The organism is Variovorax sp. 10N432 (assembly GCF_056394465.1).
This window is the reverse complement of record NZ_JBFTHX010000028.1, coordinates 1-14,187: the sequence shown is the minus strand read 5'-3', so window position 1 is coordinate 14,187 and position 14,187 is coordinate 1. Positions and strand designations below refer to the sequence as shown.

The 14,187-nt window shown below is 65.9% G+C and carries 9 protein-coding genes; 5 read left to right on the top strand and 4 right to left on the bottom strand.

Annotated features, from left to right (window positions below; genetic code table 11):
* Positions 1–17: 17 nt before the first annotated feature.
* Together AC1DF3_RS26310 and AC1DF3_RS26305 are read right to left on the bottom strand one after the other, a co-directional pair.
* Positions 18–1,853: an ABC transporter permease gene (locus tag AC1DF3_RS26310; RefSeq protein WP_478141364.1), complete on the bottom strand. Its 1,836-nt coding sequence runs from the start codon at positions 1,851–1,853 to the stop codon at positions 18–20.
* Between the two features lie 20 nt (positions 1,854–1,873).
* Positions 1,874–3,043: an ABC transporter substrate-binding protein gene (locus tag AC1DF3_RS26305; RefSeq protein ID WP_286536890.1), complete on the bottom strand. Its 1,170-nt coding sequence runs from the start codon at positions 3,041–3,043 to the stop codon at positions 1,874–1,876.
* A 902-nt stretch (positions 3,044–3,945) separates the two neighbouring features.
* Between AC1DF3_RS26305 and AC1DF3_RS26300 the strand changes: the two genes are divergently transcribed.
* Positions 3,946–5,529 carry an MFS transporter gene (locus AC1DF3_RS26300; RefSeq protein WP_286536889.1) on the top strand — a complete coding sequence of 528 codons (1,584 nt, stop codon included), beginning with the start codon at positions 3,946–3,948 and terminating at the stop codon, positions 5,527–5,529.
* A 369-nt stretch (positions 5,530–5,898) separates the two neighbouring features.
* Positions 5,899–7,200 (top strand): hypothetical protein, encoded by a 1,302-nt coding sequence (locus tag AC1DF3_RS26295; protein WP_478141363.1) that lies wholly within the window; start codon positions 5,899–5,901, stop codon positions 7,198–7,200.
* Between the two features lie 113 nt (positions 7,201–7,313).
* On the opposite strand, the gene AC1DF3_RS26290 is transcribed toward AC1DF3_RS26295, so the two are convergent.
* Positions 7,314–8,213, bottom strand: coding sequence for a LysR family transcriptional regulator (locus AC1DF3_RS26290; RefSeq protein WP_286536887.1), 900 nt, complete (start codon positions 8,211–8,213; stop codon positions 7,314–7,316).
* Between the two features lie 96 nt (positions 8,214–8,309).
* On the opposite strand from AC1DF3_RS26290, the gene AC1DF3_RS26285 reads away from it, so the two are divergent.
* The 3 genes from AC1DF3_RS26285 (at position 8,310) to AC1DF3_RS26275 (ending at position 13,018) form a co-directional block, all read left to right on the top strand.
* Complete coding sequence (locus AC1DF3_RS26285; RefSeq protein WP_286536886.1) at positions 8,310–9,323, top strand: aldo/keto reductase; 1,014 nt, start codon at positions 8,310–8,312, stop codon at positions 9,321–9,323.
* Positions 9,324–9,488: 165 nt separating this feature from the next.
* Complete coding sequence (locus AC1DF3_RS26280; RefSeq protein ID WP_478141362.1) at positions 9,489–11,705, top strand: TonB-dependent receptor; 2,217 nt, start codon at positions 9,489–9,491, stop codon at positions 11,703–11,705.
* 44 nt (positions 11,706–11,749) lie between these two features.
* The gene (locus AC1DF3_RS26275) at positions 11,750–13,018 is read left to right on the top strand and encodes a PepSY-associated TM helix domain-containing protein (RefSeq protein WP_478141411.1); all 1,269 of its coding nucleotides are present in this window, start codon (positions 11,750–11,752) and stop codon (positions 13,016–13,018) included.
* A gap of 190 nt (positions 13,019–13,208) precedes the next feature.
* On the opposite strand, the gene hppD is transcribed toward AC1DF3_RS26275, so the two are convergent.
* Positions 13,209–14,187 (bottom strand): 4-hydroxyphenylpyruvate dioxygenase (gene hppD, locus AC1DF3_RS26270; RefSeq protein WP_478141361.1); only part of this gene is annotated, 979 nt, incomplete at its 5' end.

The window sequence follows — 14,187 nt, the reverse complement described above, 5'->3', positions numbered from 1 at the left end:
TGTCCTGTGTGATGGATTCAGACGGTGCCCAGCAATCCCTGCGGGCGGAAGCGGATGAGGAGCAGCAGTGCGATGCCGTAGATCAGCATGCGGTACTCGGCCGTGATGCGGAACAGCTCGGGCAAGCTGACCAGTGCCACGGCACCGAGCAAGGCACCGCTGATGTTGCCGAGGCCGCCGAGGATCACCATCGTCAACGCGAGGATGGAGATCTGCGACGTGAAGGTCTCGTGGTTGATGTAGGAGTAGAGGTGCGCCGTGAAGGCGCCGCTGATGCCGGCTGCGAAGCCGCCGAAGCCGAAGGCCAGCGCCTTGTAGCGGTCGGGGCTGACGCCGTAGGCGCGCGCCGCCACCTCGTCCTCGCGCACCGCCCGGAACGTGCGCCCCAGATGCGAACGCAGCAGCCGCCACTGCAGCAGCGCAAGCAGCACCATGCCGCCCAATGCGGCCCAGTAGAAGGCACTGTTCGAAGAGGCGTCCCGCCCGAACAGCGAAAGCGGCGGAATTCCCGAGACGCCGATGGGGCCGCGCGTCAGGCTTTCCCAGTTCAGGATGGTGAGCGCCACGATCTCGCCGATGCCCAGCGTCGCGATCGACACATAGTGCCCGCGCAGGCGGAATGCCGGAAAGATCAGCGCGGTGCCGATCGCCGCGGTCATGAGTCCCGCAAGAACGATGCTGGTGCCCACCGGCAGGTGCAGATCGAGCACGAGCAGCGAAGACGCGTACGCGCCGATGGCGAGCAGGCCGGCGTGCCCCAGGGAAATCTGGCCGATCGTGCCGGCCACCAGGGTGAGGCTCAGCGCCAATGCCGCGTAAAGCCAGGAGTTGGTCAGGGTCTGCAGCAGGTAGGGCGACGGGTCGAAGAGCGGCAGCACCGCCGCCGCCACGAAGAGCGCCGCCAGGAGCCAGGCCGGCACGCGCCAGGGCTTGCTCGGAGCGATGAAAGTCCCGGTGAGCGGCTCCGGCGGCAACACGCGCTTGCGGCCGAACAGCCCGTTGGGCTTCCACACCAGGATCAGCAGCAGCAGGACAAAGGCGAAGAGATTGCGGTAGGGGGTTCCGAACAGGGCAACGCCATAGCTCTCCGTCAGGCCGAGCAGCATGCTGCCGACGATGGCGCCCGGAACGTTCCCCACACCGCCGACCACCGTCGCCACGACGCCCTTCAGCGTGGCCTGGAAGCTCATGGCAGGGCTGATGTTGTTGTAATACATGCCCACCAGCAGGCCTGACAGGCCGCCCAGCGCGGAAGCGATGGCGAACACGCTCTGGTTCACGCGGTTCACATCGACGCCCATCTGCTGCGCGGCGTCCCGGTCCTGCGCGGTGGCGCGCACCGCCCAACCCAGCCTGGTGAAGCGAAGGAACCCGAACAGAAGTGCCGCGCTGCCCAGGCCGATGCCGGCGATCAGGAGGTCCAGCGCACCGACGGTGCCGGTGCCGATATGCAAGCGCCAGTCGGGCAACTGCGTCGGCAGCGAACGCGGGTCCGGGCTCGCGATGAGCTGCACCAGGATGTCGAGCACGAAGCTGATGCCGATGGTCGCGAGCAGCGGGGCGATGCGCGCGGCCCCCTGCAGCGGACGCAGGCCGACGCGCTCGATCAGCATGCCGAGCGCGCCCGAGCCCAGAACCACCAGCACGATCGTGAGCGGCAGCGGCGTGCGCAGAAAGGTGATCGAGGCCCAGCCGATGTAGGCCCCGATCGTGTAGACGGACCCGTGCGCGAAGTTGATGAGGTGCGAGACGCCGAAGATCAGCGCCAGCCCGACCGCCAGCAGCGCATAGATGTTGCCGATGATCAGACCGTTGACCGTGTAGTCGAAGAACGAAATGAACGAGGAATGCATCAGGACCACAGGCTCCGCGCTCAACGAACAGAGGCGACGGCCGCCTTGATCTTCGCGTCGCCGAGCGCCCACTTGCCGTCCTTCACGACGAGGTCGACGCTTTTCACGCCGATCACGCGGCGCGTCTGCGGATCGAAGTTGGCCTTGCCGAAGACCACGCTCGGCACGTCCTTGATCTTGTAGAAGGCATCGCGCACTGCCTTGCGGTCGCCATTCGGGCCCGCTTCACGCAAGGCCGCCGCCGCGATGACGACGGCGTCGTAGGCATAGGCGTTGAAGGCATCCGGCTCCTTGCCATACTTCGCGCGGAAGCGCTTGACGAAGTCTTGCACCTCGGCGCGCGGCTCGTCCGGGAAGAATGCCGTGTTGGTGTAGATCCCGTTCACGGCGGCGCCGCCGAGTTCGATGAACTTGGGCGAATAGACCGAGCCACTCGCTGCAATGGGTTGCGTCAGGCCCACGTTGCGCACCTGTCCGGCGATGAGTGCGCCGTCCGGGTAGTACGAGATCAGCACCAGGCCGTCCGGCTTGGCATCGCGAACGCGCACCAGCGTCGAGCGGAAATCCTTCTCGTCCGGCTGATAGCCTTCCGCGATGACGACTTCCGCACCGCGTGCTTCCGCAGCCTTCACAAACACGTCGCGGCTCGTGCGGCCCCAATCGGTGTTGAGAAACAGCACCGCGACGCGCTTGAATCCCAATGTCTTGACTGCAAGATCGGCCAGCAGCGGCTGCGCATCGGCCTGACTGATGGACGGACTCCAGACGTAGTCGCCGCCCTTCGTGAAATCAGGGTGCGAGTTGGTGAAGCCCAACTGCACGAGGCCTGCACGCTGGTAGATCGGCGACGCAGCCATCGATGCCGGACTGGAGAAGTCGCCCAGTTCAATCTGAATGCGCTTGTCGTTCACGAATTTCTGCGCCAGGCCAACGGCCTGTCGAGGATCGCTCTGGCTGTCCTCGAATACGTAGGCCAGGGGCCGGCCGTTGATGCCGCCATTGGCATTGACGTCCTCCAGCGCAAGATCGAAGCCGGCCTTCCACTGCGCGCCGTACTGCGCGTTCTGTCCGGTCAGGGGGCCACTGACGCCGAACCACACGGATTCGCCGGCAGCCGGTGCCGCCGAGGCGACGATGGGCGCCAGCAGAAACGCGGCTGCGAGGCGAAGAAAGGATTGACGGTGCAACATGCGGTGCGCTCCAGGGCAACGAAAGACGCCGATTCTTCGATGGCCAGACTACGTTTGGGAACGAAGAAATGAGCGCAACTTTCATCGGAAAACGCATATGGCGTGAGGAGGTAGCGCGCATGTGTGCCGTCGATCGCGCGACAGGGCGGATGCCAATACACGGGTGGTAGCGCTGGCAGACGTTCCCGCGCTGTAGGTCTTGGGGGCAGCTTGCGACTTAGTCGCCCTGCCGGCGGCCTTTTTGGTGGCCTTCGCAGCAGCCTCTAGGGCCTTTGCCACCTTAGGAGCGGCGGTCACTGCCTCCCGAGCGGCCCCATCACGCATGCCGCGGCACGTGAAAGTAGTCGGGCCCGGCACGGACTATGCCGTTCCCAGGATCGACTGGTCGAACACCTGCCACCGGGCGCGATCGCCAAGCTATCGCCGCACAACGCCACCGAGAGAAAAGCGCTCCATGCCGAACGCGCGCGGATTGGCGGCATGGCTGGAGCTTCGCGAACGACGAACTCATGGCCCAGCGTTCCGGCGTGGCGGTCCATTGTCGTCGGCCAGCGGGGACTCGACCATGGGACCCGACATGAACTCTATCGGCGAACCCTGGAGCGTGTCTAATATCGAGCGTCGCATACTCATTGGCCGCGCGCGAGCGCCCGTGCGCCCGACGTTGCGGATATTGTCGGATTGGCTTCTCTAGGCCAGCGGCGTGGGCGGCCTCGCGGATTGACGGGCATGGTCGCCCTCAGCCTGGCCACGCGATTCCAGCGCTTGGCCCCAATACGGCCTGTTTGGCTCGAACTCCCGGCGGTTCGACCGGTCAACAAGCAGGATTCAAACGCCGCCCCTCATCGGCGCCCGCGACAAGACGACCAGCACCCCACCCATAATCGGGCGAAAACCCTTCCATGTCGGTCGCATCTCATTCCATCTGGTCCCCGTTGCGTCTGCCCGCTTTCCGCGGGCTATGGAGCGGGAGCGCCATCTACTTCACCGGGAACGCCATGCAGGTCATGGCGGCCTCATGGCTGATGGTGGAACTGACCGGCTCCTCCTTCCTCGCGGCGCTCGTACAGACCGCCGTGTTCCTGCCGATGTTTCTGCTTGCGCTGCCCGCAGGCGTGCTGGCAGACATCACGGACCGGCGAAGGCTGATTCTGAGATCACTCGCCGTTCAGGTGGCCATCGTCCTCGTCCTGTCTCTGCTCGCACTGGCGCGATGGGCGGGCCCTGGGACCCTGTTGCTGTTCACGTTTTGCGCCGGCTGCTGCACCGCGTTGATGTCGCCAGCCTGGAACACCAGCCTGGCCGACACCGTGCCGCGCGAGGACATGCCGCAAGCCATCACGGCGATGTCCATCGCCTGGAACAGCGCACGGGCGTTGGGCCCGTCGATCGCGGGTTTCGTGTTTGCATGGTGGGGCGCGGGCTGGGTGTTCGTGGTTGCCGCCATGAGCGTCCTGGTGATGATGCAAGCACTGCGGCGCTGGCCCCCGGCTCCCCATCCGAAGTCCCCGCTGCCGGCAGAGCGCCTCTGGAGCGGGACCCTTGCCGGTTTGCGCTATGCAAGATATTCGCCGGTCATCCTGGCGCAGTTGCTTCGTACCGTGGCCTATAGCGGTGCGGGTTCGGCCCTGTGGGCTTTGCTGCCGGCCATCGCGTCGCAACAATTGAATCTGGGCGCCACCGGCTTCGGTTTCCTTATGGGATGTTTGGGGACAGGCGCGGTGCTTGCGGGCCTGGTCCTCGGCCGACTGCGTGCGCGCCTCGGACTCGAGCGCCTCGTTGCATGGGGGTGCATGATTTTCGCGGCCGTGATGGTCATCGCGGCGTACGTGCACATACCGATCATCGTCTTCGCGGCGCTGGCCATCGGCGGCGCAGCCTGGATGGCGGTGATGGCCACCTTCAATACCGCGACGCAGTCCAGCGCGCCGCCCTGGGTCCGTTCACGCGCCGTGGCGCTGCACACGCTCAGTGCACTGGGTTCCTTTGCCCTCGGCTCGGCCTTCTGGGGTGCCGTGTCCGGCATCGCCGGGCTGGCGATCGCCCTGAGCATGGCGGCGGTCGTCATGGCTGGCGGTGTGTTTCTCGCGCGCTGGTTGCCGTTGCGAATGGGCGCTTCGGAGGAGGTCACGCCCGTCGCGCTCTGGAACGATCTCCTGATCAAGAATCAGCCGTTGCCGGGAGACGGCCCGGTGTCGGTGGAAATCTGCTACTGCATCCGTGCAGGCGAGGCCGATGAGTTCCTGAACGCCGTGACTCAACTGCGCGCCTCGCGGCGGCGCGACGGCGCCACGCTCTGGCGCGTCTATCGCGACCTCGGTGACCCATCGCGCTATATCGAACGCTTCATCGTTTCTTCGTGGGCCGAATACCTTCATCAGCGCGCCCGAGCGACGCTGGCCGATCAGGAAGCCGAAGCTCGCGTACGGGTGTTCTTGCGCGAAGGCGAGACAGTAACGACCCAGCACTACATCGCAGAGCGCTGAAGCGGCCGATTGGAGCATGGCTTGCGAAACTGCCGATGCCAGCACCCCCGCCCGCTGGCGAAGGTCACCGCGCGGGGCACAGACCTCCTTCCCGCAGCCCACCGCTTGTCATTCCAGAGTGCGCACGGAGCCAGCCTGGAGGGCGCGTCAATGGCTCACCGGACTCTCCGGTGGTCGGGAAGAGATGCACGGTGTATGCAGGTCGGACCAAAGTGGTATCCCGTCGACCGGCTCAAGCGGGCGTGCAGGCCATGGGCCCTATCTCGTCGTTAGGCCGGATGCACCGCGCGGGATGGGGCCGATGCCGCAACAATTGCGGCCCATTGCAGCTTCATCCCCGCCGCCACGCGTTCGCGGCCACCCCCAACCATGCAGGTCAAGGCTTTTGCGCGGTGCTCCAGGGCGCTCCTATCTCTCGTCGCGGTGATCGTGGGTGCGGCCTCGCTGCTTGGATGCGCCCAGGCAGCCGATGGAACCACTGCCAAATCGGGGGCGTTCGAAATCGCCGTCGAGAGCCACCGCGAGTCAGCGCATGGGCCCGACATGCGTCCATTCCAGACGCGCCGGGTTTTCACCTTCAAGCTCAGCCACAACGGCAAGACGATCGCATTCGCCGCGACGCCGCGCACCGACGGTGGCAAGGTGGGCCCGCCGGTTGCGGTCCTGGACAAGGCTTACTTCGTTGGGACGGCGGCGGAGACGACGGCCTTGGTGGCCACCAACGGAGACACTTTTCTCGTCACCGAGTCGCAGGGCTTGCCGGTCGTCACTCGATTGCTCTCCGCGGGATTCAAGGGCTATCAATGGCTCGACGGCGCCGATGGTGCGCCGGGCTCCGTTGTCTTCGAACCCGCAACGGGGGCCGAGCAGGAGTCGCGCAGCCTGACCGAGGGCAAACTGCTGCTCCTCTACGACAACAGCGGGATCAAGCTAGGTGTGCTCGACATTCCCAGGCGTGCCTTTCATCCGCTGGTGAATGCCGATCCGATGCAGCGCAGTTCGCAGGAGATCTATTCGGACGACTATCGAGCAAACGGGATGGTGCCAGGGCGGGCGCGGGCACTCTCGCCGGCGCGCAGCCAGTTCGTGATGGCAGGAACGCGGTACGAGGGTGACAAACCCGCCATATCGCTGATCGTTGTGGATTTCGTGCAGGGGAAGCACAAGATCGTGGCCCTCGACGGCGATGGCATGCGACTCAACGCCTTCCAGAAGATGACGCCACAGTGGATCGACCGCTACTACACGTGGACTCTTGCACCAGACGGAAGCGAGCAACTGAGCGCCCGTCGACCCGTGCCGAAGGCGCCATGGACCGGGTTCCTCACTGACCGCAGCGTCGAGTCGGCGGCATACCGCCTGCTTCCGGTCTCACCGGACATGAGGGACATCTTCATCTCCCACCTCGAGGGGGAGCACGGCGCCGTTCGATTGCAGCCGAAGCCTGGCCAGATCAGTCAAACCTTGCAGATCGGGCCCGACAAGTTCGACGTCACCTACTACGCAACGAACCACACTTTGGTGTTCGAGCCGGCAACCGGCCTCTACACCGAGAGTGCGATCGCTGCGTGCCAGAGCATCGCAACGGGATTCGATCAACGCCTGAAAGAAGGGGCCAACCAGGCGTCTTTCACGCGCTTCGCGGCCGGGGATCTCTGGGCCGAACGCTAGGACTGGCGGACACGCATGGGAGCGGATGTAGCGCGCCCGCCGCGACTGCGGCCCTGGGGCGTTGAGCGCGGGTTTCCGCCACGCGGACGTTCCGCTCAGCGCAGGGGCTTCGCTCACAGTGACGCAGCCACATCCGCGACCAGGTTGCGCAACCAGACATGGGCAGGGTCCTCGCGGTAGCGCACGTGCCAGGCCATTTGCATCGGAAAGGTGCCTAGATCGACCGGCGCCGGCAGCACCTTCAACCTCGAATCGCCAGCCAGGCGCCGGCAAATCAGCTTCGGCAGCGTCGCACAGTAGTCGGTGGCGGCCACGATTTCGGGGATCGACATGAAGTGGGTGACTGTCACGGCGACGTCCCTCTTCAGCCCTCCCCGCTCCAGTGCCTGGAAAAGCCCTGCGCGCAGGCGCCCTCCCGCCGGAAGCAGGTTCACGTGCTTCATCCGCTCGTATTGCGCCTTGGTGATCTTGGAGCCGACCTTCGGATGGTCGGCCCGCACCACGCAGGCCAGGCCGTCATCCGCAATGTGCTGCACGACCAGGTTGTCGGGCGCATCAGTGATGCGGCCGAGCACGATCGCGGTGGTTCCGGAGGTGACCCCCGTCGCGGCGACATCGACGCCGAAGGGCAATGTGCGCAGGCGAATGCCCGGAGCGAGCACGCGCAGCCGCGCCACCAGGGCGGGCACGAACACGAACTCCACGTAGCTGTTGGGCGCGATCGTGACCAGATGATCGGCGCGGGACGGATCGAAGGCCTGCTGGCCGAGCACCACGGTGTCCAGCGCAGCCAGTGCCGATGTCAGCGCCGGTGCCAGCGCCTCAGCCTTCGGCGTCGGTCGCATGCCGTAACGCTCCCGGATGAACAGCGGGTCCTGCAGCACGGTGCGCAGGCGCGTCAGTGCGTTGGACAGCGCCGATTGGGTCATGCCCAGGCGATCCGCCGCGCGGGTCACGCTGCGCTCTTCGAGCAGGGCCACGAAGATGGGCAGAAGGTTGAGGTCGTATCGCATACAGAATTATCGCCAAGAATAAATCTGGAATCGAAGAAATACATTGGATCAATTTCTTGTGGATGCCCATCATTCAGCCATTCACAGGAGATCACCATGAAATTGAACACCCTTCTTCCCGGCGTGCTGGGATTCGGCACGGCCCCTTTGGGCAACATGTTTCGCGCGATTCCAGAGGAGGAAGCGCGAGCCACCGTGGACGCCGCGTGGAACGACGGCATCCGCTTCTTCGACACCGCGCCGTTCTACGGCGCAGGCCTGGCGGAAGCCCGGCTGGGCGAGGGGCTGGCGGCCCGCGCTCGCGATGAGTTCGTCATCAGCACCAAGGTCGGTCGCCTGATCCTGGACGAAGTGGAAGACGTCAACGCTCGCGACCTCGGCGAGAAGGGCGATGTATTCAGGCATGGCCGCGCCAACCGCATCGTGAACGACTATTCGGAAGACGCGACCCTGCGCTCGATCGAAGACAGTCTGAAGCGACTCAAGACGGACCGCATCGACATCGCCTGGGTGCACGATGTCGCCCAGGATTTCTACGGCGACGATTGGCTCGACGTGTTCGAGACGGCGCGCAAGGGCGCCTTCAAGGCGCTGGACCGGTTGCGTGACGAAGGCGTGATCCGTGCCTGGGGCCTGGGCGTGAACCGGGTGGAGCCGATCGAGCTGCTGCTGGGGCTTGAAGGGCCGCGTCCGGACGGCTTCCTGCTCGCCGGCCGCTACACGCTGCTGGACCACGCGCGGGCGCTGCAGCGCGTGATGCCGCAGGTGGCGGCTCGCGGCCTCGGCATCGTCGTCGGCGGGCCCTACAGCTCAGGCGCGCTGGTGGGCGGGCCGAACTTCGAATACGCGCCCGCCACGCCGGAGATCCTGGCCAAGGTCCAGGCCATCAAGGCCATCGCGGATCGCCACGACGTGCCGATGAAGGCGGCAGGACTGCAATTCGCCCTGGCGCACCCCGCGGTGGCCGCAGTCATCCCCGGGGCCAGCCGGCCGGGTCGCATTGCGGAGGACCGCGCTGCGCTTGAAGCGGCGGTGCCGAAGGACTTCTGGCGCGAGCTGCGACAGGCAGGCCTCGTGCAAGCGGAAGCGCCGCTGCCCCACGGCCTCTGACACCGGCGCGCGCCACCGATTGATGCCACTGCGACGATCCCCGGCTCGTCCGACTGCGGCGGAACCGATGTTCAGGTCGGATGGCACCCGACGACACATTTGCAGGCACTGGCGATCAGGTTTAGTTAATAATAATAAGTGTCATTTGCATTTCTATTCATAACAATGCCCGCTACCCGCTTCTTCCCGAGCCCGATCGCCGTCGCCTGTGCCTTGGCCGTGCTGCAGGCCTTTACGGCCTCGGCTCAGACTGCGCCGGCGGCTGCAGCCTCCACCGTGCCGGTCGGCTCACTGGCCACGGTGACCGTCGAAGCCAGTGCCGACGCTTCTGCTGATGGCCTGACGGCGCCCTTTGCCGGCGGCCAGGTGGCGCGCGGCGGCCGCATCGGCATCCTGGGCAACCAGGACGTGATGGACTCGTCCTTCTCGAGCACCAGCTACACCAGCCAGTTCATCCGGGACATGCAGGCGCAGAGCGTGTCCGACGTGCTGCTCAACGACCCGACGGTGCGCACAGCGCGCGGCTTCGGCAACTTCCAGGAGCTGTATGTCATCCGCGGCTTCCCGGTCTATTCGGACGACATCGGCTACAACGGCCTCTACGGCATGCTGCCGCGCCAGTACATCGCCTCCGAACTGTTTGAACGGGTCGAAGTGTTCCGCGGCGCCAGTGCCTTCCTGAACGGTGCCGCACCGGGCGGCAGCGGACTCGGCGGTGCCATCAACTTGCTGCCCAAGCGGGCATCGAACGAGCCGCTGACGCGCCTCAACCTCGGTGTCCAGAGCGGCGGCGAAGTCTCCGGCTCGGCTGACATCTCGCGCCGCTTCGGGCCCGACGACAGCACCGGCATCCGCGTCAATGCGGTCAAGCGCAGCGGCAACGACGGCATCGACGACGAAAAGCGCGACCTGACCGCCGCCAGCGTCGGGCTTGACTGGCGCAGCCGCAATGCGCGCATCTCGGCCGACATCGGCTATCAGGACTACACGCTGACCCAGGGCCGCCCGAGCGTCACGCCCGGCTTCGGCCTGCCGATCCCGGCCGCGCCGGACGCACAGAAGAATTTCGCCCAGCCCTGGACCACTTCGAGCGAGCGCGACACCTTCGGCACCGTGCGCGGCGAACTGGACATCAACGACCAATGGACGGTCTATGCCGCCGGCGGCCTGCGCCATGGCGACGAGTCGAACGTGGTTGCCAATCCGACCTTGACCAACATCTTCGGCGCCACCTCCGCATCTCGCTTCGACAACACGCGCCAGGACGACGTCAGCACCGGCGAAATCGGCGTGCGCGGAAAGTTCGCGACCGGCTCGGTCCAGCACAGCCTGGTGGCCAGCGCAACCGCCTACAACGACGACCAGCGCAATGCCTACGGGCTCTCGGGCACCACCATCCTGAGCAACATCTACGCGCCGGTTGCGACCTTGTTCCCTCCCCCGCCCACCCTGTTCACCGGCGGCCTGCTCAACGACCCGATGCAGACGCTCAAGGTCCAGACCTCCAGCTTCGCCCTGGCGGACACGATGTCGTTCATGCAGGACCGGCTGCTGGTCACGCTCGGCGCGCGCTACCAGACCATCAAGCAGACCACCTACGACTACAACTCTGGCCTGGAGCAGAGCCACTACGACGCGTCGAAGACGACGCCGGTGTTCGGCGCGGTGTTCAAGGTCACGCCCGAGGTCTCGCTCTACGGCAACTACATCGAAGGGCTGCAACAGGGCAGCGTGGCTCCGGCGGTGGTCAACAACCTGCCGGTGCTCAATGCCGGCGAGATCTTCGCGCCGTTCACTGCGCAGCAGGGTGAGGTCGGCGTCAAGTACGAAAGCGGCACCGTGGGCGCCAGCGCCGCGCTGTTCCAGATCACCCAGCCGCAAGCCTTCGTGCGGAACCAGGTCTACGGCACCTTCGGCGAACAGCGCAATCGAGGCGCCGAGTTCCTGCTCTACGGCGAACCGGTGCATGGCCTGCGCCTGCTCGGCGGCCTGACGCTGCTCAACGCCGAACAAACCGCGAGCCCCGGCGGCCTGCTCGACGGCAAGGAGGCGATCGGGGTGCCGCGCCAGCAGTTCAACTTCGGCGCCGAGTGGGACATCCCGGGCGTGCGCGGCCTGGCCGTCAACGGCCGCTTCATCTACACCGCCTCGCAGTATGCGGACGCGGCCAACACGCAGACGGTGCCGAGCTGGAACCGCTTCGACATCGGCGCACGCTACCTGATGGACATCGGCAACGGCCGCGTGCTGACGCTGCGCGGGCGCATCGACAACCTGTTCGACAAGTCCTACTGGGCCTCGGCAGGCGGCTATCCGGGCGCCAGCTACCTGGTGCTCGGCGCGCCGCGCACCTTCGTGCTGACGGGCACGATCGACTTTTGACGGACGTCTCGAACGGCGCGCCGACGAGGGGAGTTTCAACGGTGCTGCGCGCTTTCTGGACCGTGGTCCATCGCTGGGTGGGCCTCGCGATCGCGGTCTTCCTGACCATTGCCGGCCTGACCGGCACGGTGACCTCATGGGACCACGAGCTCGACGAATGGCTCAACAGCAGCCTCTACCGCACGGACAGCCGCGGTCCCTTCAAGGATCCGCTGGAACTGGCGGCACGGGTCGAAGCCGCCGATGCGCGCGCCGAGGTCACCTATGTCTCGCTCAACTTCGAGCCGGGCCACAGCGCCGGCTTCTTCGTCGAGCCGCGCATCGATCCGGCCACCGGCAGGCCCTTCGCGCTCGACTACAACAACGTCCACGTCGATCCGGTCAGCGGCCGGATCATGGGACGGCGCGACACCACCGCGGTGTCGCTGTCGCGCGAGAATCTGATGCCCTTCCTGCGCACGGTGCACTACAGCCTGCACATCCCCGCGCTGTGGGGCACCGAGCGCATCGGCTACTGGATCATGGGCGGCGTGGCGCTGATCTGGCTCCTCGACAGCTTCGTCGCGTTCTACCTCACGACGCCGCGGCAGCTGCGGCCGCGCTCGACCCCGCCGACTCAGCCGCACCGCAAGCCCGCGACCTGGTGGGCGCGCTGGAAGCCTTCCTGGCTGATGCGCTGGAGCGCCGGCGGCTACAAGCTCAACTTCGACCTGCACCGCGCCGGCGGCCTCTGGGTCTGGATACCGATCCTCGTCATCGCCTTCACCTCGTTCTCGCTGAACCTGTACCGTGAGGTCTTCTATCCGGTGCTGTCGCTGGTGTCGAAGACCACGCCCGGGCCGTACGAGACGCGCCAGTTCGCGCCGCTCGGGCAGACCGTTGCGGCCAGACTCGATTTCGCGCAGGCGATCGGCATCGCCGGCGAGGAGGCCCGGCGCCGCGGCTGGACCACGCCGCTCGGCGGCATCTACCACGAGCGGCGCGGCGGCTTCTACAACGTGTCCTTCTTTCCGCCCGGCGGCGATGCGGGCCAGGGCGGCATGGGCCTGAGCAATCTCTACATCGACAGCCAGGACGGCCGGGTGCTGAGCGAGAACCGGCCCTGGCACGGCACTGCCGCCGACGTTTTCGTGCAGCTGCAGTTCCCGCTGCACTCGGGCCGCATCCTCGGGCTGCCGGGACGTATCCTGATGTCGCTGATGGGGCTGATGGTGGCGACGCTGTCGGTGACCGGCATCGTGATCTGGCTGCGCAAGAGAAGGGCGCGGCATCTGAGGCCGAAGCCCCGGGCGCGCGGCGTTGCGAAAGCCTGAGCCGCGAGCCGGGGTCACCGTATCTACTGCGCGGATTGACACGGCGGCTGGAGCTTGCCTGCGAATTCAGCAAGTCCACGGAGCCTCGCGCGCTCGGAAGTGTCAGAGGCGGTCTGCGAGAACCTGCACCGCGCCGACGAAGGAACGTTTCTGTACACGCTCGCGAGTTCGAAGACGAATCACAACGAGATCATGCCGCGCTCAGCACCCCGCGACGCACCTGGTCGCGCTCGATCGACTGGAAGAGCGCCTTGAAGTTGCCTTCGCCAAAGCCCTCGCTGTAGTCGCCCTTGCGCTGGATGAATTCGAAGAACACCGGCCCCCCGAACGCGGTCTCCGAGAAGATCTGCAGCAATAGTCGCGGCTGCCCGCCCTCGGTGGTGCCGTCGAGCAGGATGCCGCGCGCCTGCAGTTCCGCCACGGGCTGGCCATGGCCCGGCAGGCGGGTCTCCAGCATTTCGTAGTAGATGTCGTTGGGTGCCGTCATCAGCGGCACGCCGGCGAGACCAAGCTGGTCGATGGTGTCGATCAGGTTGTCGCTGAGAAGCGCGATGTGCTGGATGCCCTCGCCGTTGAACTTCATCAGGTATTCCTCGATCTGGCCCGAGCCTTTGGAGGATTCCTCGTTCAGAGGAATGCGGATCTTGCCGTCGGGCGCGGTCAGCGCCTTGGAGGTAAGCCCCGTGTATTCGCCCTGGATGTCGAAGTAGCGGATCTCGCGGAAGTTGAAGAGCTTCTCGTAGAAGCCGGCCCAGAAGGTCATGCGGCCACGGTACACGTTGTGCGTGAGGTGGTCGATCAGCTTCAGGCCATGGCCGGCCGGATGCCGCTCGACGCCTTCGACGAATTCGAAGTCGATGTCGTAGATCGACTTGCCATCTTCGAAGCGGTCGATGAGATACAACGGCGCACCGCCGATGCCCTTGATGGCGGGCAGGCGAAGTTCCATCGGGCCGGTCGCGATCTCGATCGGCTGTGCGCCGAGTTCCAGTGCCCGCGCGTAGGCCTTGTGCGAATCCCTGACGCGAAACGCCATCCCGCAGGCCGAAGGCCCGTGCTCGGCCGCGAAGTAGGCCGCCGGGCTGTTGGGTTCGCGGTTGACGATGAAGTTGATGTCGCCCTGGCGATAGAGCACCACGTCCTTCGAGCGGTGCCTGGCCACCAGCGTG